This window comes from Agromyces agglutinans (genome assembly GCF_009647605.1).
In the GTDB taxonomy this organism is placed as follows: domain Bacteria; phylum Actinomycetota; class Actinomycetes; order Actinomycetales; family Microbacteriaceae; genus Agromyces; species Agromyces agglutinans.
In genome coordinates, this window is sequence record NZ_WJIF01000011.1 from 34,281 (window position 1) to 55,428 (window position 21,148).

At 71.4% G+C, this 21,148-nt stretch carries 24 protein-coding genes; 3 read left to right on the forward strand and 21 right to left on the reverse strand.

Annotated elements, in window-relative coordinates:
* Positions 1 to 9: 9 nt before the first annotated feature.
* The 4 genes from tsaE to glmS are packed head-to-tail and all read right to left on the reverse strand — an operon-like array spanning position 10 to position 3,967.
* Positions 10 to 540, reverse strand: coding sequence for a tRNA (adenosine(37)-N6)-threonylcarbamoyltransferase complex ATPase subunit type 1 TsaE (gene tsaE, locus GE115_RS15605; RefSeq protein WP_153685703.1), 531 nt, complete (start codon positions 538 to 540; stop codon positions 10 to 12).
* The gene (gene alr / locus GE115_RS15610) at positions 537 to 1,721 is read right to left on the reverse strand and encodes an alanine racemase (RefSeq protein WP_153685704.1); all 1,185 of its coding nucleotides are present in this window, start codon (positions 1,719 to 1,721) and stop codon (positions 537 to 539) included. Before alr ends, tsaE begins: the two co-directional genes overlap by 4 nt.
* Positions 1,722 to 1,723: 2 nt before the next feature.
* Positions 1,724 to 2,089, reverse strand: coding sequence for a holo-ACP synthase (locus GE115_RS15615; protein WP_312855250.1), 366 nt, complete (start codon positions 2,087 to 2,089; stop codon positions 1,724 to 1,726).
* Positions 2,090 to 2,116: 27 nt separating this feature from the next.
* Positions 2,117 to 3,967, reverse strand: coding sequence for a glutamine--fructose-6-phosphate transaminase (isomerizing) (glmS, locus tag GE115_RS15620; RefSeq protein WP_153685705.1), 1,851 nt, complete (start codon positions 3,965 to 3,967; stop codon positions 2,117 to 2,119).
* Positions 3,968 to 4,058: 91 nt separating this feature from the next.
* On the opposite strand from glmS, the gene coaA reads away from it, so the two are divergent.
* Positions 4,059 to 5,009, forward strand: coding sequence for a type I pantothenate kinase (gene coaA, locus GE115_RS15625; protein WP_312855251.1), 951 nt, complete (start codon positions 4,059 to 4,061; stop codon positions 5,007 to 5,009).
* Positions 5,010 to 5,083: 74 nt separating this feature from the next.
* On the opposite strand, the gene glmM is transcribed toward coaA, so the two are convergent.
* From glmM to GE115_RS15645, 4 genes are all read right to left on the reverse strand, one after another.
* Positions 5,084 to 6,445: a phosphoglucosamine mutase gene (gene glmM, locus GE115_RS15630; protein ID WP_153685706.1), complete on the reverse strand. Its 1,362-nt coding sequence runs from the start codon at positions 6,443 to 6,445 to the stop codon at positions 5,084 to 5,086.
* A 23-nt stretch (positions 6,446 to 6,468) separates the two neighbouring features.
* Positions 6,469 to 6,954 carry a 30S ribosomal protein S9 gene (gene rpsI / locus GE115_RS15635; protein ID WP_153685707.1) on the reverse strand — a complete coding sequence of 162 codons (486 nt, stop codon included), beginning with the start codon at positions 6,952 to 6,954 and terminating at the stop codon, positions 6,469 to 6,471.
* Positions 6,955 to 6,990: 36 nt separating this feature from the next.
* A complete protein-coding gene (rplM, locus tag GE115_RS15640; RefSeq protein WP_312855252.1) occupies positions 6,991 to 7,437 on the reverse strand; it encodes a 50S ribosomal protein L13 in 447 nt (148 codons plus the stop codon).
* A 136-nt stretch (positions 7,438 to 7,573) separates the two neighbouring features.
* The gene (locus GE115_RS15645; protein ID WP_153685709.1) at positions 7,574 to 8,161 is read right to left on the reverse strand and encodes a TetR/AcrR family transcriptional regulator; all 588 of its coding nucleotides are present in this window, start codon (positions 8,159 to 8,161) and stop codon (positions 7,574 to 7,576) included.
* A 116-nt stretch (positions 8,162 to 8,277) separates the two neighbouring features.
* On the opposite strand from GE115_RS15645, the gene GE115_RS15650 reads away from it, so the two are divergent.
* Entirely contained in the window at positions 8,278 to 8,979 is a 702-nt protein-coding gene (locus GE115_RS15650; RefSeq protein WP_153685710.1) for an alpha/beta fold hydrolase, read from the forward strand.
* Positions 8,980 to 8,995: 16 nt separating this feature from the next.
* Here GE115_RS15650 and GE115_RS15655 read toward each other — a convergent pair whose 3' ends face one another.
* The 13 genes from GE115_RS15655 to GE115_RS15715 all read right to left on the reverse strand — a co-directional run bounded on the left by GE115_RS15655 (position 8,996) and on the right by GE115_RS15715 (position 19,055).
* Positions 8,996 to 9,901: a tRNA pseudouridine synthase A gene (locus GE115_RS15655; protein WP_312855262.1), complete on the reverse strand. Its 906-nt coding sequence runs from the start codon at positions 9,899 to 9,901 to the stop codon at positions 8,996 to 8,998.
* A gap of 267 nt (positions 9,902 to 10,168) precedes the next feature.
* Positions 10,169 to 10,714, reverse strand: a complete 546-nt coding sequence (gene rplQ / locus GE115_RS15660; RefSeq protein ID WP_153685711.1) for a 50S ribosomal protein L17 — start codon at positions 10,712 to 10,714, stop codon at positions 10,169 to 10,171.
* A gap of 43 nt (positions 10,715 to 10,757) precedes the next feature.
* On the reverse strand, positions 10,758 to 11,744 hold the full coding sequence (locus tag GE115_RS15665) for a DNA-directed RNA polymerase subunit alpha (RefSeq protein ID WP_312855253.1): 987 nt from the start codon (positions 11,742 to 11,744) through the stop codon (positions 10,758 to 10,760).
* Between the two features lie 133 nt (positions 11,745 to 11,877).
* On the reverse strand, positions 11,878 to 12,276 hold the full coding sequence (rpsK, locus tag GE115_RS15670; RefSeq protein WP_127794222.1) for a 30S ribosomal protein S11: 399 nt from the start codon (positions 12,274 to 12,276) through the stop codon (positions 11,878 to 11,880).
* 33 nt (positions 12,277 to 12,309) lie between these two features.
* The gene (rpsM, locus tag GE115_RS15675; RefSeq protein WP_153685713.1) at positions 12,310 to 12,690 is read right to left on the reverse strand and encodes a 30S ribosomal protein S13; all 381 of its coding nucleotides are present in this window, start codon (positions 12,688 to 12,690) and stop codon (positions 12,310 to 12,312) included.
* A 243-nt stretch (positions 12,691 to 12,933) separates the two neighbouring features.
* The gene (gene rpmJ, locus GE115_RS15680) at positions 12,934 to 13,050 is read right to left on the reverse strand and encodes a 50S ribosomal protein L36 (RefSeq protein WP_005050492.1); all 117 of its coding nucleotides are present in this window, start codon (positions 13,048 to 13,050) and stop codon (positions 12,934 to 12,936) included.
* A 70-nt stretch (positions 13,051 to 13,120) separates the two neighbouring features.
* Complete coding sequence (infA, locus tag GE115_RS15685) at positions 13,121 to 13,342, reverse strand: translation initiation factor IF-1 (protein WP_011186713.1); 222 nt, start codon at positions 13,340 to 13,342, stop codon at positions 13,121 to 13,123.
* 178 nt (positions 13,343 to 13,520) lie between these two features.
* A complete protein-coding gene (locus tag GE115_RS15690) occupies positions 13,521 to 14,672 on the reverse strand; it encodes a mannitol-1-phosphate 5-dehydrogenase (protein ID WP_153685714.1) in 1,152 nt (383 codons plus the stop codon).
* Positions 14,672 to 15,112 carry a PTS mannitol transporter subunit IIA gene (locus tag GE115_RS15695; protein ID WP_153685715.1) on the reverse strand — a complete coding sequence of 147 codons (441 nt, stop codon included), beginning with the start codon at positions 15,110 to 15,112 and terminating at the stop codon, positions 14,672 to 14,674. Before GE115_RS15695 ends, GE115_RS15690 begins: the two co-directional genes overlap by 1 nt.
* A gap of 2 nt (positions 15,113 to 15,114) precedes the next feature.
* Entirely contained in the window at positions 15,115 to 16,647 is a 1,533-nt protein-coding gene (locus GE115_RS15700) for a PTS mannitol transporter subunit IIBC (RefSeq protein WP_153685716.1), read from the reverse strand.
* A 25-nt stretch (positions 16,648 to 16,672) separates the two neighbouring features.
* Positions 16,673 to 18,355 (reverse strand): phosphoenolpyruvate--protein phosphotransferase, encoded by a 1,683-nt coding sequence (gene ptsP / locus GE115_RS15705; RefSeq protein ID WP_312855254.1) that lies wholly within the window; start codon positions 18,353 to 18,355, stop codon positions 16,673 to 16,675.
* A gap of 39 nt (positions 18,356 to 18,394) precedes the next feature.
* Positions 18,395 to 18,661: an HPr family phosphocarrier protein gene (locus GE115_RS15710; protein WP_312855263.1), complete on the reverse strand. Its 267-nt coding sequence runs from the start codon at positions 18,659 to 18,661 to the stop codon at positions 18,395 to 18,397.
* Positions 18,662 to 18,746: 85 nt separating this feature from the next.
* Positions 18,747 to 19,055: a PTS sugar transporter subunit IIB gene (locus GE115_RS15715; RefSeq protein ID WP_153685717.1), complete on the reverse strand. Its 309-nt coding sequence runs from the start codon at positions 19,053 to 19,055 to the stop codon at positions 18,747 to 18,749.
* Between the two features lie 166 nt (positions 19,056 to 19,221).
* On the opposite strand from GE115_RS15715, the gene GE115_RS15720 reads away from it, so the two are divergent.
* Positions 19,222 to 21,126, forward strand: a complete 1,905-nt coding sequence (locus tag GE115_RS15720) for a BglG family transcription antiterminator (protein ID WP_172979971.1) — start codon at positions 19,222 to 19,224, stop codon at positions 21,124 to 21,126.
* Positions 21,127 to 21,148 lie beyond the last annotated feature (22 nt).

The window sequence follows — 21,148 nt, forward strand, 5'->3', positions numbered from 1 at the left end:
GCGTCCAGCCTACGCGTCGGCGGCGGATGCCCCGCCGGCGGATGCCCCGGCCGCGAACGGCGTGCGCGCCCACCGCGGACCGTGCCCGGTCGCCACGATGAGCCGCGGCTCGTCGGCGTCGAGCTCGGCTGCGGGATCGGCTGGGGCATCGACCTCCCCGACGCGTCGTTCGATCTCGACCTCGAGCCACGAGTCGCTGACGCCGTCGAGGAGGCCCGCACCCCACTCGACCACGACCACCGAGCCGTCGAAGTCGAGGTCGAGGTCCTCGAGCTCGACGGCCGAGCCCAGTCGGTACGCATCGACGTGCACGAGCGGCGCGCCGCCGATGAGGCTCGGATGCGTCCGGGCGAGCACGAACGTCGGAGATTGCACCGGCCCGCGGATGCCGAGCCCCTCGCCGATGCCGCGCGTGAGGGTCGTCTTGCCCGCGCCGAGCGGACCGGTCAGCACGACGAGGTCGCCGGCGCGCAGCATCGCGCCGAGTTCCCGCCCGAACGCCTCCATGGCCTCGGTGTCGGGCACCTCGAGGCGGGTCATGCTCCCGCTCCCCCGACGTGGCTGCGTACGACGCGCGGTCCGATGCGGGTCACGACCTCGTAGCCGATCGTGCCCGCCGCCGCCGCCAGGTCGTCGGCCGTCGGGGCGCCCGTCGCCGGGTCGCCGAACACCACGACCTCGTCGCCGACGGCGACCAGATCGTCGCCCACGTCGACGAGGAACTGGTCCATGGCGACCCGTCCGGCGATGGGCCGCAGGCGACCGCCGATACGGACCTCCGCTCCGCCTCCGGTCGCGTGGCGCGGGATGCCGTCGGCGTAGCCGAGCGGCACCAGCGCGAGCGTGGTCGCCCGGTCGGCGCGCCAGAGATGGCCGTACGACGCACCGGTGCCGGCCTCGACGCGACGGACGGCCGCGACGCGCGTGCGAAGCGTCATCGCGGGCACGAGGCCGAGGTCGGTCGAGGTCGTGCCGTCGCCGAACGGCGTCAGCCCGTACATCGCGATGCCGATCCGCACGGCGTCGTAGCGGGCCGCGGGATCCCGCAGCGCTTCCTCGGACGACGCGATGTGCCGCAGCGGCGGCCTCAGGCCTTCCGCAGCGGTGACCTCGAGCGCGTGCTCGAAGGCGCGGAGCTGGGCGGCGTCGGCCTCGCGCGACGTGTTCGCGAAGTGGCTGAAGACGCCGACGACGGAGACGGTTCCCTGCCGCTCGAGTTCGGCCGCCCGGGCGCAGACGCCCGCCCAATCGGTCTCGGCGATGCCGTTGCGGCTGAGGCCGGTGTCGATCTTCAGGTGTATGCGCGCCGCCTCGGCGCCCCGCCGCGCGGCCGCGTCGGCGATGCGCTCGAGCTGGTCGAGGCTCGATACGCCCAGCTCGATGCCCGCGGCGAGCGCCGGGCGGAAGTCGGCGAAGGGGTCGTGCAGCCAGGCGATGATCGGTGCGGCGAGGCCCGCCGCACGCAGCTCGAGCGCCTCGTCGAGGTCGGCGACGCCGAGCCGGGTCGCTCCTCCGGCGAGAGCTGCCCGTGCGACGGGCACGGCGCCGTGCCCGTACGCGTTCGCCTTGACGACCGCGACCAGTTCTGCGGGCGCCGTGCGCGCCGCCACGGTGCGCACGTTGGCCGCGATCGCGTCGAGGTCGACGATCGCCTCGCGGAACGGGCGCGGCGTGCCGGGTCGGTCCGCGGGCGGGGCGGGTGCGTCGTTGGAGGCATCCATCGTCACGTCGCCTCGCCGGATCGTTCGAGCACGACGAAGGCGCTCGCGATGCCCGCGTCGTGGCTCATCGAGAGGTGCACCCGCGAGATACCGAGTGCGGCGACATGCTCGGCGAGCGCGCCCGACAGCGCGAAGTCGGGGTCGCCCTCGGTGCTCTGCACGATGCGCATGTCGTGCCAGCGGATGACGGATGCCCCGCCGAGCGCCTTGATCAGCGCCTCCTTCGCCGCGAAGCGAGCGGCGAGCGAACGGGCCGAGCGGCCGCGTTCGCTCTCGGCGAACAGGCGCTCGATGAGGCGCGGGGTGCGGGCGAGCGACCGCTCGAACCGAGCGATGTCGACCACGTCGACGCCGATGCCCGCGATCACGCTCGCCCCTCGCCCACCGTGCCGCCGCTACTCGACCGTCACGGACTTCGCGAGATTGCGCGGCTGGTCGACGTCGAGGCCCTTCGCGGTCGAGAGCTCCATCGCGAACACCTGCAGGGGCACCACCGCGAGCAACGGCTCGAACAGCGGGCCCGCGAGCGGGATGCGGATGACCTCATCGGCGAACGGCAGCACCGCGGCGTCGCCGGCCTCGGCGATCGCGATGACGCGTGCGCCGCGCGCGCGGATCTCCTGGATGTTCGAGACGACCTTCGGGTGCAGCGTCGCCGAGCCGCGCGGACTCGGCACGACCACGAACACCGGCTGGCCCGGCTCGATCAGCGCGATCGGGCCGTGCTTGAGCTCGCCGGCCGCGAACCCCTCGGCGTGGATGTACGCGAGCTCCTTGAGCTTGAGCGCACCCTCCATCGCGATCGGGTACCCGACGTGGCGGCCGAGGAACAGCACCGACCGCGTGTCGGCCATCCAGTGCGCCAGCTGCGCGACGCGGTCCGACTCCTCGAGCACCTCGCCCAGCTTCTCGGGCACGGCCTGCAGTTCGGCCAGCTGCTCGGCGAGCGCGGCGTCGCCGAGCGTGCCGCGCACGCGCGCGAGGCGCAGGCCGAAGAGGTAGAGCGCGGTGATCTGGGCGACGAACGCCTTCGTCGAGGCCACGGCCACCTCGGGTCCCGCGTGCGTGTACACGACCGCATCGGACTCGCGCGGGATCGTCGCGCCCTGCGTGTTGCAGATCGAGATCGTGCGGGCGCCCTGCTCGCGCGCGTACTTGACCGCCATGAGCGTGTCCATCGTCTCGCCCGACTGCGAGATCGAGACGACGAGCGTGTCGGCCTCGAGCACCGGGTCGCGGTAGCGGAACTCGTGGCTGAGCTCCACCTCGACGGGGATGCGGGCCCACTGCTCGATCGCGTACTTCGCGACCATGCCGGCGTAGGCGGCGGTGCCGCACGCGATGACGGTGATGCGGCGGATGCCTCGGAGCACATCGTCGCCGAGCCCCTCGAGCTCGGGGATCACGACCTGGCCGTCGACGATGCGACCCCGAATGGTGTTCGCGACCGCGTCGGGCTGCTCCTGCACCTCCTTGCGCATGAACGAGGACCATCCGCCCTTCTCCGAGGCCGCGGCATCCCACGCCACCTCGAACGGCTCGACCTCGACGGCGGCGCCGCCGAAATCGGTCACCGTGACGGCGTCCGCGGTGATCGCGACGATCTGGTCCTGGCCGATGGCCACCGCGCGCTTGGTGTATTCGATGAATGCGGCGACGTCGGAGCCGAGGAAGTTCTCGCCATCGCCGAGACCGATGACGAGCGGCGAGTTCCGGCGGGCCCCGACCACCAGGCCGGGCTCGGCGCGGTGCACGGCCAGGAGCGTGAAGGCGCCCTCGAGCCGGGCAACGGTGCGCCGGAAGGCCTCGCGGAGATCGCCCGTGGCGTGCACCTCGCGGCCGAGCAGCACGGCGGCCACCTCGGTGTCGGTCTCGGACTCGAATGCGAAGCCCTCGGCGAGCAGTTCGTTCTTCAGCTCGGAGAAGTTCTCGATGATGCCGTTGTGGATGAGCGCGAGCCGCCCCTCGTCGCCGAGGTGCGGGTGCGCGTTGCGGTCGGTCGGCCCGCCGTGCGTCGCCCAGCGCGTGTGGCCGATGCCCGTGGTGCCGCCCGCGAGCGGGTGCCGCGCGAGCTCGTCGGCGAGCACCTGCAGCTTGCCCGCTCGCTTGGCCGTCTCGAGGTTCCCCCCGTCGTCGATGACGGCGACGCCCGCCGAGTCGTAGCCACGGTATTCGAGGCGGCGAAGGCCGCCCATGAGGACGTCGAGGCTCTCACGGCCACCGACGTATCCGACGATTCCACACATGGGCTCGATTCTAGGCGGGCGATGCTGGGCATTCGGCCGATCGGCCGGGCGCCCCGCCGGCGGCGCCTCCGCCCGCCACTAAACTGTCGAGGTGCTGGAACGCAACGGGTCACCCGCCGGGCAGCTGTCGCCGTTCATCGAACTCGATCGCGCCGACTGGTCCGACCTCGCCCCGTCCATCCCGGCACCGCTCACCGAGCACGAGATCGTGCAGTTGCGCGGGCTCGGCGAGCCGCTCGACCTCCGCGAGGTCGCCGAGGTGTACCTGCCGCTCTCGCGGCTGCTGAACCTCTACGTCGGCGGCACGAAGGCGCTGCACCGAGTGACGAGCGAGTTCCTGCGCGAACGCACCGAGTCGACGCCGTTCGTCATCGGCGTCGCGGGCTCCGTCGCCGTCGGCAAGTCGACGATCGCGCGCCTCCTGCGCGAACTGCTGGTCCGCTGGGAGCACACGCCCCGGGTCGAGCTCGTCACCACCGACGGCTTCCTCTTCCCCAACGCCGAGCTCGAGCGGCGCGGCCTGATGACCCGCAAGGGCTTCCCCGAGTCGTACGACCGCCGCGCCCTGCTGCGCTTCGTCAGCGAGGTCAAGGCGGGGGCGGCCGAGGTGCGTTCGCCCTTCTACTCGCACCTCGCGTACGACATCGTGCCCGACGCGCAGATCACGGTGCGCCGGCCCGACGTGCTGATCGTCGAGGGACTGAACGTGCTGCAGCCGCCCGCTCCCGGGCATCGGCTCGCGGTCAGCGACCTGTTCGACTTCACGATCTACGTCGACGCGCGCACGACCGACATCGCGCGGTGGTACGAGGACCGGTTCCTCAAGCTCCAGCGCGGCGCCTTCGCGAACCCCAAGTCGTACTTCCACCGGTACGCGTCGCTCTCCGAGGACGAGGCGCGCACGCGCGCACGGGAGATCTGGCGGTCGATCAACGAGCCGAACCTGCTCCAGAACATCCGGCCGACGCGCTCGCGCGCGAGCCTCGTGCTGCGCAAGGGCGCCGACCACACGGTGTCGAGCGTCCTCCTGCGCAAGCTCTGACCCCGCGGAGGGCGTCCGTCGCAGCCGAAGGGTCCCCGGCGGGTGGGGCAGGTCGCGAGGTCGCGACGCGTGCGTCAGATCGCGAGGCGCTCGCGGACGACGTCGGCGAGGGCGTTCGCGTGCCGATCGGCGGTCGCCTGGTCGGATGCCTCGACCATGACCCGAACCATCGGCTCGGTACCCGACGGGCGCAGCAGCACGCGTCCGGAGTCGCCGAGTTCCGCCTCGGCGGCCGCGACCGCCTCGGCGATCGTCGAATCGTCGCCGAGGGCGTGGTGGTCGACGCCTCGCACGTTCACGAGCACCTGCGGGTACACCGTCATGACGGACGCGAGCTCGGCCAGCGATCGGCCGGTACGCGCCATCTCGGCGGCCAGGTGGAGGCCCGTGAGCACGCCGTCGCCGGTCGTCGCGAACTCGCTCATGATGACGTGGCCCGACTGCTCGCCGCCGAGGGCGAGGCGGTGCTCGGCGAGCGCCTCGAGCACGTAGCGGTCGCCGACCTTGGTCTCCACCACGCGGATGCCGTGCTCGGCCATCGCCTTCTTCAGGCCGAGGTTCGACATGACCGTGACGACGAGCGTGTCGTCGGTGAGGGTGCCGCGCTCCTTCATCGAGAGCGCGAGGATCGCCATGATCATGTCGCCGTCGACGACGTTGCCGTCGGCGTCGACGGCGAGGCAGCGATCGGCGTCGCCGTCGTGCGCGATGCCGAGGTCGGCGCCGTGCTCGACGACGGCGCGCTGGAGGCCCTCGAGGTGGGTCGAGCCGACGCCGTCATTGATGTTGATGCCGTCGGGATCGGCGCCGATCACGACGACCTCGGCGCCCGCGTCGGCGAAGGTGTCGGGCGAGACGCCGGCAGCGGCGCCGTGCGCGCAGTCGAGCACGACCTTCAGGCCGTCGAGTCGGTGCGGCAGGGTGCCGAGCAGATGGACCACGTAGCGGTCCTCGGCGTCGGCGAAGCGGCGGATGCGACCGACGCCGTCGCCGATCGGTGCGAGCTTCTGCCGCCCGAGGAAGCTCTCGATGCGGTCCTCGACCTCGTCGGGCAGCTTGGTGCCGCCGAAGGAGAAGAACTTGATGCCGTTGTCGGGCGCGGGATTGTGCGAGGCCGACACCATGACGCCGAAGTCGGCGCGGATGCTGTCGATCAGGAAAGCCGTCGCCGGGGTCGGGATGACGCCGGCGTCGAGCACGTCGACGCCCGACGAGGCGAGGCCGGCCGCAACGGCGGCGGCGATGAACTCACCCGAGACCCGCGGATCGCGGGCCACGACGGCCACGGGCCGGCGGCCTGCCGCGCGGATCGCGTCGGCGTGCCGCCCCTGCGTGAGGACGGCGGCAGCCGCCTGGGCGAGGCCCAGGGCCAGGTCAGCCGTGAGTTCACGGTTGGCCAGGCCCCGGACCCCGTCGGTTCCGAAGAGCCGAGGCATGGAAGCGGGTTACCCGAAGCCGATTAGCGCTTCGAGAACTGCGGCGCCTTGCGGGCCTTCTTGAGACCGGCCTTCTTGCGCTCGATGACGCGGGCGTCGCGCGTGAGGAAGCCGGCCTTCTTCAGGGTGGCCCGGTTGTTCTCGCGGTCGATCTCGTTGAGCGCACGCGCGATCGCGAGGCGCAGCGCGCCGGCCTGACCCGAGGGGCCGCCGCCGGTGATGCGCGCCACGACGTCGTACGAGCCGACGAGCTCGAGGACGGTGAACGGGTCGGTGATGAGCTGCTGGTGCAGCTTGTTCGGGAAGTAGGCCGCGAGCTCACGGCCGTTGACCGTGATGCTGCCCGAGCCGGGCGTGACGCGCACGCGCGCGATGGCCTCCTTGCGGCGGCCGACGGCCGCGCCCGACACGTTCAGCACGGGGCGGGGAGCCGAGGCGGCCTCCGAGGCCGGGGTCTCGGTCGTGTAGCTCTCGGGAGCCTGGTCGATCTGGTCTGCGATCTTCGCCATGGTGGTGTCTGAATCCTTTTTCGCGTCGGCGCCGGGCTACTGGGCGACCTGGGTGAGGGTGTACGACTTCGGCTGCTGAGCCTGGTGCGGGTGCTCCGGGCCGGCGTAGACCTTCAGCTTCTTCAGCTGCTGGCGACCGAGCGAGTTCTTCGGGAGCATGCCGCGGATCGCCTTCTCGACGGCGCGGACGGGGTTCTTCTCGAGGAGCTCTGCGTAGCCGACGGCCTTGAGGCCGCCCGGGTAACCCGAGTGGCGGTACGCCTTCTTCTGCTCGAGCTTCTGGCCGGTGAGGGCCACCTTGTCGGCGTTGACGATGATCACGAAGTCGCCGGTGTCGACGTGGTTCGCGAAGATCGGCTTGTGCTTGCCGCGCAGCAGGGCTGCGGAGTGGCTCGCGAGGCGGCCGAGGACGATGTCGGTGGCGTCGATGACGACCCAGTCGCGCTGGATCTCATTCGCCTTCGGGGTGTACGTGCGCGTCACAGTAGTGCTGCTTTCTGATCGAGTGAGGGGTTCGTGAATCCCACTCCGATGGGTGTTCGTCCGCGATGCGGAACGAACGTCGCCGGTGGAGGGCTCAACTTCGGGTGCCGCGCAGTGACGGCACCAAAGAGCAAGCTTAGCCGACCTCCGCCCGCCCGTCCAATCCATACAGCACGGTGTCGACGACGGCATCGAGGTCGGCCTCGGTCGGCGCCTCACCCCGGACGAACACGCGGAACCAGATCGCTCCGGCGAGGAGATCCATGAGCGAGCGCGGGTCGACCGCGGCGGCCACCTCCCCCCGCTCCGACGCGCGGTCGAGCATCGCCCGTTCCTGCAGCAGGCGATCGGCGAAGAACTCGCGCGCGACGACGGCGAGCTGCGGCCGATCGGCACCGGCGGCGAGCAGCGCCCCGGCGATCGGCGCGGTCGCCGGGTCGGTCACCAGCTCGGCGATCCGCCGGGCGAGCGCCCGCAGGTCGCCGCGCAGCGAGCCGGTGTCGGGTATGGCGAGCGCGAGTGCGTCGCTCGCGGTGAGCGCGGCGGCGAGCACGGCATCCTTCGACGGCCACCATCGGTAGATGGTCGTCTTGTTCACGCCCGAACGGCTCGCGATGCCCTCGATCGTGAGTCCGTCGTATCCCCGTTCGACGAGGAGGCGGAGGGCCGCGTCGTGGATCGCCTGCGCCATCCGCGGGCCGCGGCGGAGCTCGTTCGTCTGCATCGTTCCCATCCTAGAACGCGACGTTGCGTTGCGTCGCGCCTCGCCGGCTTGCTAACGTGCAACGCACCGTTGCGTTGCTGTCATGGCGACGCACTCACCCTTCTCCGGAGGTACCCATGTCGCGACTGCCGATCGTCTTCATCCACGGGATTCGGCTGAATGCCGCGTGCTGGGTCGAGGTGCTCCCCCAGGTTCCGCGGGAGTACATGGCGGCGGCAGTCGATCTCCCCGGCCACGGCTCACGTCGCGGCGAGCGGTTCTCGTTCGAGGCGGCCCGGGCCGTCGTGCGGGATGCGATCGATCGTGCCGGCGGTCGCGCCATCCTCGTCGGCCACTCGCTCGGCGGCTACGCGGCGATGGCCTTCAGCTCGCGGGAGCCGGATCGGGTCGCGGGACTCGTGGTGGCCGGTGCCACGTGCGCACCCACCAGCGGCGCGACCCAGCCATTCCTCGCCGCGCACCGGCTGCTCTCGACCTTCGCCGACGGTGGCGAACGGGTCAGCGCCCGCATCCTTCGGGCGGTCCTGCCTCGGAGGACAGCCGATGCGGTCGCTCGGGCCGGCATCGCGTCGGAGGTGATCCCGGACGCGGTCGCTGCACTCCGTTCGTCCCGCCCGCTCGACGACCTCGCCGCGTATCCGGGGCCGGTTCGGTTCGTGAACGGACGGCATGACCATCTCCGCGTCGAGGAACGCCGGTTCTCGGCGGCCGCCGAGGACGCGGCGCTCGTCGTGCTCAGGGGCGGACACTACCTGCCGATGACCCGGCCGAACGCCTTCGCCCGTGAGGTCCTCGACTTCGCGTCCGCGATCAGCTGACCGAACCGGATGGCGGTCAGGTGGTCCAGGCAGAGGGGTCGTCGACGGGCGCCGCGAGCAGTTCGCGGCGCGCCCGAGTCTGCTCGGCGCGCGCGGCGAGTTCGCCGTCGGGCGGGTATCCGACCTCGGTCAAGACGAGTCCCTTCGCCGGCATCACCTTGAACGCGCTCGTGCGCTCGGCGGCTTCGAGCAGCGCGAACGGGTCGCCCGCGTCGAGCCGGCCCTCGCCGACCGCGACGCACGCGCCGACCAGGGCGCGCACCATCGAGTGGCAGAACGCGTCGGCCTGGATGGAGGCCTCGAGCACGCCGTCGGACCGTCGCGTCCATCGATAGGACTGCAGCGTGCGGATCGTCGTCGCCTCCACCCGCGGTTTGCAGTACGCCGCGAAGTCGTGCAGCCCCGTCAGCGACCCGGCCGCCGCATCCATCGCGGCGACATCGAGTTCGCGCGGAAACCACACGGTACGGTGTCGGGCCAGCGGGTCGCGCAGCGCCCCGGCATCGGCGATGCGGTACTCGTAGCGCCGCCACACGGCCGAGAACCGGGCGTCGAACCCGCGCGGCGCGATGGTCGCGCGGGTGACGACCACATCATTCTCCGAAGCGCCGAGGATGCCGGTGAGCCGGCGGAGGAGCGCCGCGGCCGGTTCGGCGTCGAGCCCACGAAGGGCGTCGCCCCGCCGCGGGCGGGTGACGCCGTCGAGTGCGGATGCCGGCAGGTCGACATGCGCGACCTGTCCGAGGGCGTGCACGCCCGCATCGGTGCGCCCGGCGACCGTCAGGCGGGGCGCGACGCCCTCGCGGCGGAAGAGCGTGCCGAGGGCCTCCTCGAGCACGCCCTGCACGGTGCGCAGCCCGGGCTGGGTGCTCCAGCCGCGGAAGTCGGTGCCGTCGTACGCGATGCCGAGCCGAATCCGCACGACCTCGGCCGCGGGCAGCACGCGCACGGCGTCCGATGCCGGGCCCGAGGCATCCCCCTTCATCTCACTCATCCGACCACCTTCGCACACTCCGCTCCGCGCCGGTTCGCGGGTGTCGCGCCACGAGAAGTGGCGCGCTGCCGCTCGAACCGGCGCGCCGGAGGCGCGGCGCGGCGGCGCCCGTCGCCGCTCGGCGCGATGCGCCACGAACGGCGAAGGCCCCGATCGCGCGATGCGCGGTCGGGGCCCTTCGAGCGTTCGGAGAGGTTACTTGGCCTCCGCCTCGGCGGACTCCTCGGATGCCTCGGCGCCGGCGGCCTCATCGACCGCGGCCTCGGACTCGGTGACGACCTCGGCCTCGGCCTCGGGGGCATCCTCGACGACCTCGGCCGGCGCCTCGTCGGCGACCGGGGCGGTCTCGGCGGCGGGCTTGGCCGCGCGCTCCTTCTTGACCACGGGCTCGAGCACGAGCTCGATGACCGCCATGGGCGCGTTGTCGCCCTTGCGGTTGCCGATCTTCGTGATGCGGGTGTAGCCGCCCTCACGGTCGGCGACCTGCGGCGCGATCACGGCGAAGAGCTCGTGGACGACCGCCTTGTCGCCGATCACGGCGAGCACGCGACGGCGCGCGTGCAGGTCGCCGCGCTTCGCGAAGGTGATGAGGCGCTCGGCGAGCGGGCGGAGCCGCTTGGCCTTCGTCTCGGTGGTGGTGATGCGCTTGTGCGTGTAGAGCGCGGCAGCGAGGTTCGCGAGCATCAGCCGCTCGTGCGCGGGTCCGCCTCCGAGGCGGGGGCCCTTGGTGGGCTTCGGCATGTTGTGTCTCCAGGTAGTGGGGGTTGGTGCGGGCCTTCAGGGCCTAGTTCTCGTCGTCGAAGCCCGTGTAGAAGTGGGCGCCGTCGAAGCCGGGGACCGAGTCCTTGAGCGACAGGCCCATCTCGGTGAGCTTGTCCTTGACCTCGTCGACCGACTTCTGGCCGAAGTTGCGGATGTTCATCAGCTGCGACTCCGACAGGGCGACGAGCTCGGACACCGTGTTGATGCCCTCGCGCTTGAGGCAGTTGTAGCTGCGCACCGAGAGGTCGAGGTCTTCGATCGGGATCGAGAGCTCGCTCGAGAGGACGGCGTCGACCGGCGCCGGGCCGATCTCGATGCCCTCGGCCGCGGTGTTCAGCTCGCGGGCGAGGCCGAACAGCTCGACGAGGGTGCGACCGGCCGAGGCGATGGCGTCGCGCGGCGAGATCGCCGGCTTCGTCTCGACGTCGACCACGAGGCGGTCGAAGTCGGTGCGCTCGCCGGCACGGGTGGCCTCGACGCGGTAGGTGACCTTCAGGACCGGCGAGTAGATCGAGTCGACCGGGATCTGGCCGGCCTCGGAGTACTCGTTGCGGTTCTGGCTGGCCGAGACGTAGCCGCGGCCGCGCTCGATCGTGAGCTCGAGCTCGAACTTCGCCGAGTCGTTGAGCGTCGCGATGACCAGCTCGGGGTTGTGCACCTCGACGCCCGCCGGAGCGGAGATGTCGGCGGCGGTGACCTCGCCGGCGCCCTGCTTGCGCAGGTAGGCGGTGATCGGCTCGTCGTGCTCGCTGGAGACGACCAGGTTCTTGATGTTGAGGATGATCTCCGTGACGTCCTCACGGACGCCCGGGACGGTCGAGAACTCGTGGAGCACGCCGTCGATGCGGATGCTCGTCACGGCTGCGCCGGGGATCGAGGAGAGGAGGGTGCGACGGAGCGAGTTGCCCAGGGTGTAACCGAAGCCCGGCTCGAGGGGTTCGATCACGAACCGCGAACGGAACTCCGAGATGTTCTCTTCGGTGAGCGTCGGGCGCTGTGCGATCAGCACGGTGTGATTCCTTTCGGCAGGGCGTCCGCTATATGACGCCTCGCGAGTCAGAGGATCTTGAGTTGGAGAGAACGCTCGCCGGCCGCCTGGCCGGCACCCTCACGGGCGCCGGCAGGCGACTGGCGTCGGAGAACTAGACGCGGCGGCGCTTCGGCGGGCGAACGCCGTTGTGCGCCTGCGGCGTCACGTCGGTGATGCTGCCCACCTCGAGGCCCGCGGCCTGGAGCGAACGGATCGCGGTCTCGCGGCCCGAGCCCGGGCCCTTGACGAAGACGTCGACCTTCTTCATGCCGTGCTCCTGCGCCTGACGCGCCGCCGACTCGGCCGCGAGCTGCGCGGCGAACGGGGTCGACTTGCGCGAGCCCTTGAAGCCGACGCCGCCGGACGAGGCCCAGCTGATCACGGCACCGGTCGTGTCGGTGATCGACACGATGGTGTTGTTGAACGTCGACTTGATGTGGGCCTGGCCCACGGCGATGTTCTTCTTTTCCTTCTTGCGCGGCTTGCGAGTAGCCGCCTTGGGTGCTGCCATTGTTGAAATCTCCTGAGACTGGCGAACGAGCGGTTACTTGCGGCCGGGCTTCTTCTTGCCCGCGACGGTGCGCTTCGGGCCCTTGCGGGTACGAGCGTTCGTCTTGGTGCGCTGGCCGCGCACGGGCAGGCCCTTGCGGTGGCGGATGCCCTCGTACGAGCCGATCTCGACCTTGCGGCGGATGTCGGCGGCCACCTCGCGGCGGAGGTCGCCCTCGACCTTGTAGCTGCCCTCGATGTAGTCGCGGAGGGCGACGAGCTGGTCGTCGGTGAGGTCCTTGACGCGGATGTTCCCGTCGATGCCGGTCTCCGCGAGCGTCTGCAGCGCACGAGTGCGGCCGACGCCGTAGATGTAGGTCAGTGCGATCTCCACGCGCTTCTCGCGCGGGATGTCGACTCCTGCCAGACGTGCCATGTTGGCTTCTCCTGTGAGTGAGTGGAGGTGTGGAGCAACGCCGGTGCCCAGGCCTCCTCCCGAGGTGTCCCCCTGGCATCCGTGGATGCGAGGGTTCTGGCGTTGCCGATCTCGTGTTCAGTTGTGCGAGCGGATGGCTCGTGGTGAAGCCTGCTCGTCGTCGAGGGTCTTGATGCGGCGCCGCGGCGCCTTACTCGACCTCGAGCCTTCGGTTGAGGCCGCTTCGCGGCGTCAACCTGCCGCTCAACCCTGGCGCTGCTTGTGGCGCGGGTTCGACTTGCAGATGACCATGACGCGGCCGTGGCGGCGGATCACCTTGCAGTGATCGCAGATGGGCTTGACGCTGGGGTTGACCTTCACAGTCGTGGTTCCTTCGTTCGCTGTCCTCGTACCCGCGGGATGCCGCGGGCCGTTACTTTCCGGTCAGCCGTTACTTGTAGCGATAGACGATGCGACCGCGGGTGAGGTCGTAGGGGCTCAGCTCCACGATCACGCGGTCCTCGGGGAGGATGCGGATGTAGTGCTGGCGCATCTTGCCCGAGATGTGGGCGAGGACCTTGTGTCCGTTCGTCAGCTCGACCCGGAACATGGCGTTCGGGAGCGCTTCGATGACCGAACCTTCGATCTCGATGACACCGTCTTTCTTGGCCATAGCCTCACTATCGCTTAGGGTGCGGGATGATCAGTCGTGCGATGATGCTGCGCGCGCCTCGGGACACCCGTCGGGCATGCCGAACCGAGCGTGCAGAGCACCAAGGGTCTACTATAGGCGATTCCGTCGCCGATCGCCAGTCGGCCCCCCTGTGCGCGCACGCGGCGGCACCGGCCCGTCAGGTCAGGTCGCGAACTGCGTCGACGACCGCGACGAGGCGGTCGAAGAGCGGATGCCCCGCCTCGATGCCCGTGACCCCCCGCACGATCTCGGGCGTGGCCTCGGTCGCCAGCAGGTGTCGCAGCTCGGCGCTCTCGGGGTCGGCCGGCACGTCGAAGCGCAGCGCGGCGCCGATCGCCTCGAGGAGCGCGTCGACGGGCTGGCCGCGTTCGGCGAGTCGCGCCGCCGGCTCGATGAACCGCTCGCGGCGCGAGAGCTTGCGCATCGGCTGCCGTCCCACGCGTTCGACCGTGTCCGGCAGCTCGGGGTTGCGGAAGCGCTCGAGGATGCGCGCCCGGTAGGCCGCCTGCTCGTCGGCGCCGAAGCCGTGGTCGGCGACGACGAGCGCCGACGTCTCCTCGAGCACGCGCCGCACGACGTCGCCGACGGCGGGATCGGCGAGCGCGTCGCTGATGCGCTCGTGCCCGGCGAGGAACCCGAGGTACGCGACCGAGGCGTGCCCCGTGTTCACCGTGAACAGCTTGCGCTCGATGTACGGCGCGAGCTCGTCGACGAAGTGGGCTCCGGGGATCTCCGGCGCATGCGCGCCGAACGGCGGCAGCTCGATCGCCCACTCGAAGAACGTCTCGACGGTGACGTCGAGTCCCGCCCCCTCGGGTTGCCCCGGCACGATGCGGTCGACGGCCGTGTTCGCGAAGACCGCGCGGCCGCTGAGCTCACGCCACTCGTCGGGAGTCGTGAGCGCGGCCGCCTCGTCGCGCAGCACGTCCGTCGCGTTGATCGCGTTCTCGCACGCCATGACTCCGAGCGGCGGCAGGCCGGCGGGCCGCAGGCGGAGCGCCTCGAGCACGTGCGGCGCGATGAAGCGCAGCACGCGCGGGCCGACCGCGGTGGTCACGAGGTCGGCCGTCGCGAGTTCGTCGACGAGGCCCGCGGCATCCGACCCGCTGTCGATCGCGCGGAAGCGCGTGACGACGTGATCGCGAGCCCCTGGGCCGACCTCGTGCACCGTGTAGCGGTCGGCGGCCGACAGGCGATCGATGAGCGCTCGATCGACGTCGGCGAAGACCACCTCGTAGCCCGCTTCGTGCAGCAGCAGCCCGACGAACCCGCGACCGATGTTGCCGGCGCCGAAGTGCACGGCCTTCATCAGCCGTTGACCTCCGCGAGCAGCTCGGCGATCGCCTCGGCCGACGGCGCATCGAGGAGGCGCTGCACCTCGTCCTCGTCGGAGAAGACGATCGCGATCCTCGAGAGGATCTCCAAGTGCTCGTCGCCGATGCCGGCGATGCCGACGACGAAGTGCGCCCGGTCGCCGCCGCCCCAGTCGACGGGCTCGTCGTACCGCACGAACGAGAGCGCCGACCGCTCGATCGCGTCCTTCGCCTCGTTGGTCCCGTGCGGGATCGCGAGCCCGTTGCCCATGAACGTGGAGACCGACTGCTCGCGTTCGAGCATGGCGTCCACGTACTCGGGGCGCACGGCTCCGGCGGCGACGAGGATGCCCCCCGCTTCGCGGATCGCGTCATCGCGCGACGCCGCGCTCGGCCTCGTGCGCACGTCGCCCGGGGCGAGGATCTGGTCGGTCATGGCTAGCGCACTCCCTCGGACTCGAGCAGGTGGATGATCTCGTCGTACTTGGGCGAGTTCATGAAGTTCTCCACCGAGATGTGCAGCGCGTTCGGCGACTGCTGCTTCGCGCGATCGGTGAGGTCGCGATGCGTCACGACGAGGTCGATGTCGTCGCGGAGGTTCGCGATCGCGGCGTTCGTGACGGTGACCGAATCGATGCCCGCCTTCTTGATCTTGTTCCGCAGGACCGTGGCACCCATGGCGCTCGAGCCCATGCCTGCGTCGCACGCGAAGACGATCGAGTGGATCGGCTGGTGCTCGAACGGGGCCTGCTCGCCCTCGGCGACGAGCCCGGCGCCGCCGGCCACGCCCTCGGCCTGGAGACCCTGCAGCACGCCGCTCTCCTTGCCCTTGTTCGCCTCCGTCCGCGCGATCGCGGCCGAGAGATCGCCCGCATCCTCCTTCGCGAGATCGCGCTTGCGGCTCGCCCGCAGGATGATCGCCGAGATCACGAACGAGACCGTCGCCGCGATCACGACCGAGAGGATGACGCCGACGTAGCTGTCGTTCGCCGTCTGCAGGAGCACCGCGATGATCGACCCCGGTGCCGCCGGTGCGCGCAGGCCCGACTGGAACAGCACGTTCGTGGCGACGCCGGCCATGCCGCCGGCGATCGCCGCGAACACGAGCAACGGCTTCATGAGCACGTAGGGGAAGTAGATCTCGTGGATGCCGCCGAAGAACTGGATGATGATCGCGCCGGGGGCGCTCGCCCGGGCCATGCCCACGCCGAAGATCGCGAACGCGAGCAGGATACCGAGACCCGGCCCCGGGTTCGCCTCGATGAGGAACAGGATCGACTTGCCGGTCTCCTCGGACTGCTGGACGCCGAGCGGGGTGAACACGCCGTGGTTGATCGCGTTGTTCAGGAAGAGGATCTTGCCCGGCTCCACCAGGATCGAGACGAGCGGGAGGAGCCCCGCGAGCACGAGCCAGTTCACCGCGGCCTCGAGCCCGTTGCTCACGAACTCCACGGCCGGCGCGAACGCGTAGAAGCCGGCGAGCGCGAGCAGCAGGCCGAGGATGCCGGCCGAGAAGTTGTTGACGAGCATCTCGAAGCCCGCCTTGACCTTGCCCTCCCAGATGCGGTCGACCTGCTTCATCAGCCAGGCGGCGAGCGGTCCCATGATCATCGCGCCGATGAACATCGGGATGCCGGCGCCGACGATGACGCCCATCGTCGCGATCGTGCCGACGACGCCGCCTCGCGTGTCGTAGACCATCCGTCCGCCCTGGTTGGCGATGAGCAGTGGCAGCAGGTAGGTGATCATCGGCCCGACGAGCCCGACGTTCTCGGTGCCGTCCGGGCTCGGGAATCCGCCGAGCGCGGGAACCGGGAACGGTCCCGCCTCGATGAACAGCGCGGTGATGAAGCCCCAGGCGATGAACGCCGCGATGTTGGGCATGATCATGCCGCTGAGGAAGGTGCCGAACCGCTGGACGGCGACGCGGGCTCCCCCGGGTCGCTTCGCCGTGTCGGACGTCGTTGTCATGGCAGGTGCCTCTCGTGGGAAGGGGTCAGGGCGCCGGTGGCCGGGCCGTGATGGCGGACTCGGCGACCGCGCGGGCCGCCTGCTTGGCCTCGGCCGCTCCCTCGGCGGCCAGGGCCGCCCGGGCGATCGCGTGCGCGTCGTCCGGGCCGTACCGCGCGAGGGAGGCGCGGACGTCGGCGAGTGCCGATGGCGACATCGACAGGCTCGTGGCGCCGAGGCCGACGAGGACCACGGCCAGCAGCGGGTCGGCGGCGGCTTCGCCGCAGATCCCGACCGGCTTGCCCGTCGCACGGCCGGCCCGGCCGACCTCGGCGATGAGCTGCAGGACCGCGGGATGCCACGGGTCCTGCAGGTTCGCGACCGTGCCGAGCAGGCGATCGGCCGCCATCGTGTACTGCGTCAGGTCGTTGGTGCCGATGGATGCGAAGTCGCAGGCGCCCAGCACCCGCTCGGCGAGCAGCGCCGCCGAGGGGACCTCGATCATCACCCCGGCGGTCTTCACGCCGAGTTCGTTCGCGAGCGCGGTGAAGTACCTGGTCTCCTCGACCGTGGCGATCATCGGCGCCATGACCTGCAGATCGGCGTTCGTCACCGCATCGGCCGCCGCCAACGCGGTCAGCTGTTCGCGCAGGATCGCCTCGGTGCGGCGCAGCGCCCGGATGCCGCGCAGACCGAGTGCGGGGTTCTCCTCGGCGGCGTCGTTCAGGAACGAGAGCGGCTTGTCCGCGCCCGCGTCGAGCACCCGCACCACGACCTTGCGCCCCGGGAACGCGGCGAGCAGCTTCTCGTACTGGGCCTGCTGCTCGGTGATGCCGGGCGCGCGATCGGCGTCGAGGAAGAGGAACTCGGTGCGGAACAGGCCCACGCCTTCGGCGCCGAGGGCGATCGCCTCGGCCGCGGCAGCCGCTGAGCCGAGGTTCGCGAGCAGCGGCACCGGCGTGCCGTCGGCCAGGCGGCCGGGCGTCACCGGCGCGGTCGCGGCCCGGGTGCGTTCGGCGATCCGCTCGCGCGCCTCGCCCACCTGCACGATCGTGGGGTCCGCGACGACGAGGTCGCGTTCGGCGTCGACGATCACGGAGTCGCCGTCGGCGAGTTCCGCCGCACCCGCCGCACCCACGACCGCGACGATCGACTTCTCCCTGGCGAGGATCGCGGTGTGCGAGGTCGGTCCGCCGTCGATCGTCACGAGGCCGAGCACCCGGTCGAGGTCGAGCGTCGCGGTGTCGGCCGGCGCGAGATCGCGCGCGACCAGCACGAACGGATGCCCCGGATCGGGGACCCCGGGCGCGGGGAGCTTGAGGAGGTGGGCGACCACGCGCTGCGAGACGTCGTCGAGGTCTGCTGCGCGCTCGCCCAGGTAACCCCCCATGGCGGAGAGCATCTCGCGGAACGACGCGAAGGCCTCGAACACCGCGCGCTCGGCGGTCTTGCCCTGCGCGAGCCGCTTCGCGATGTCCTCGACGAGCGTCGGGTCTTCGGCCATCATCGCCTGCGCCTCGAGCACGTCCTTCGCCGCACCGCCGGCGCGCGCGCCCCGGCGCTGCAGGTCGTCGGCGACGACGGCGAGCGATGCGCGGGCCCGCTCCTCCTCGCGTTCGGCGTCGAGGTGGCTCGGCCGGTCGACGGGTTCCGGCAGCCGGTCGGCCATCCGTACGACCGGACCGACCGCGACCCCCTGCCCGATGCCCGTGCCCTGGATCTCCTTCACGCGTTCCTCCCGATCTCGATGCCGGGAGACGGACGCCGACTACCCGTCGTGGTCGGTGCCGAGGAGCTCGACCAGCTCGTCGAGGACTGCCGCCTCGTCGCCGCCGTCGACGACGAGCGTGACCTCGTCGCCGTGATCGATGCCCTGAGCGATGACCGCGAGGATGCTCGCAGCGTTGACGGGTGCGCCGTCGCCCTTGGCGATGGTGACCCCCGACCCCGAAGCGACGACGGCCTGGGTGAAGAGCTTTGCCGGCCGCGCATGAAGTCCATGCGTCGACCCGATGCGAACTGTGCGTTCCACGATGACCCCGGTTCTCGTCGCTGGTGTCCGTCCCCGTGTTCACCATAGCCCGCGAGCGCGACGCTCGGCACGACCGCGCGCGGGCCGTTCACGACCCCGCCCCAGCGACGGCGATGGCGAGGTCGAGGGCTGCTGCTCCGTCGTCCGCGGCTGCGGATTCGGGCAGGATCGCGACGGGCACGGATGCCGCGTCGGCGACCCTCCGGATCTCGTCGATCCGCGATGCGAGGTGGGCGCCGACGAGGAGCACGTCGGCACCGTCGAGCGCGTCGGGGAGCCCCGGCTCGGTCGCCGCGCGCGCCTCGACCCGGAGCCCGCGCTCACCGGCGCGGGCGCGGAGGCGATGGGCTACGAAGGTGCTCGAGGCGCCGGCGCCGCAGACCACGATGATGCGCATGTCGGCCTCCTCGCCGTCGTGTCCTCGTCGATCGTCGGCGGCGCTCGCCGCTGCATCCGATCCTGCGCCCTTCGCACGGGCGGATGCCACCCGATTCGCTTCCGGCCGGTAGGAAGAACGCGGCGGGGCCGCGACCGCAGCACGTCCTCGGTGGTTGACTGGGCCTGTGGCCGAGCAATGGCAGCGACTCCTCGACGAACTCGCGCGCGCCGACGGCTGGACCACGGCCTCCGAACTCGCGGGCCGGCTCGGGGTGACGACGCGCACGGTGCGCAGCTGGGTCGCCCGCGCCAACGCCGATGGCCCGCTCGTCCGCTCCGGCCCGGGCGGATACCGGGTCGACCTGGCGCAGCTCGCCGACCCCGACCGGTCCGTCGGTGCCGACTCCGCACCCGCCGATCGCCCGGAACGACGCGCAGTGCGGATCATCCGGCTCCTGGTCGACGACCTCGACGCCGAGCGGGGCGACGACGACGGCTTCGACCTCCACGAACTGGCCGCACGCGTGCACGTCAGCGAGTCGACGCTCGAGGCGGACCTGGCCCGCGTGCGCGCCCGGCTCGAGGGGACGCCGCTCTCGATCGAACGCCGTGGTCCGACCATCCGCCTCGTCGGCCCGGAGGCGGCCAAGCGCCGCATGCTCGGCGACCTGCTGCGCGAGGAGACCGCGCGCGGACGGATCGCGGTCGACGCCCTGCGTCGGCGCCTGCCCGAGCTCGGCGCCTTCCGGGCCGCCCTCATCGAGGGCCTCGCTGAGGCGGGCTACGCGCCGAACGAATACGCGCTGGACGACGTGCTCCTGCACATCGCGATCGCCGCGGATCGCGTGCGTCGCGACCGGACGATCGGCGACGCGGCTCGCGCGTCGGGGTCCGACGCGTTGGAGGCGCTGCTCGCCGGCCTGGTCGAGTCGCACCTGCAGGTGCGGCTGCCGCCCGCCGACGCCGCCCACCTCGCCCGCCTGCTCCGTACTCGCGCGGCCACCCTCCGGCCCGACGCGATCGAAGCCGATCACCTGCGGTCGCCGCGGACGGCGCTGGTCCGCGAGATCGTCCGGCGGGCGGCATCCGAATACCTGGTCGACCTGGACGACGACGACATCGTCGAACGGCTCGCGCTCCACGTCGACAACCTCGCGGCCCGCTCGGCCGACCGCTCGTTCTCACGGAATCCGCTGACCGCGCAGATCAAGGCGGCCTATCCGCTGATCTACGAACTCGGCGTCTACGTCGCGAGCGAACTCGCTCGCGAGGAGGGCATCACCGTGAACGACGACGAGATCGCCTACCTCGCGATGCATCTCGGGGCCCACCTCGACCGGCGACGTCCCGACGCGGATCGCGTCCGGATCGCGATCGTCGCGCCCGAGTACCACGACCTGGGCACGGCGCTCCGTGCTCGCATCGAGCACGCGGTCGGAGACTGGGCGACGGTCGCAGCGTCGGGCGACGGCGACATCGCGACCGCCGATCTCGTCGTCGCGGTCGTGCCGCCATCGTCGAGCGTGCACCGCCTCGTGCTCGTCTCGCCGCTGCCGACCGACACGGAGATCGAACGCGTGCGCGGCGAGGTGCTGCGCCTGCGCCGGGCGCGGCGCACCGCGCGCCTGGCGGCCCGGCTCGCGGAGACCATCGAGCCCGGATTCTTCGTGCGCGGCCTCCGCGGGCAGGACCGCGAGGGCATCATCCGGATGCTCGGGGCACGACTCGTCGAAGGCGGCGTCATCGACCGGGCGTACGTCGAGGGCGCAGTCGAGCGCGAGCGGATGTCGTCGACGGCGTTCGCCGACCATATCGCCGTTCCGCACGCCATGTCCATGTCGGCGGCCCGCACGGCGATCGCGATCGGCGTCGACGAGGTCGCGGTGGACTGGGCCGGCACCCCGGTGCACCTGGTCGCCCTGATCGCCTTCGCGGACAGCGGGCGAGCGGAGTTCCAGGAACTGTTCGACCAGTTCGTCGAGACGTTCTCCGAGCGCGAGAACGTGCTGCGACTCGTGCGCGGCGCGCAGGATCACGCCGGGCTCGTCGCAGAACTGGCCCGGCTCATGCAGGCGGCCGACCTCGAATGAGCGGGCGGGGCGAGTCGCTCCC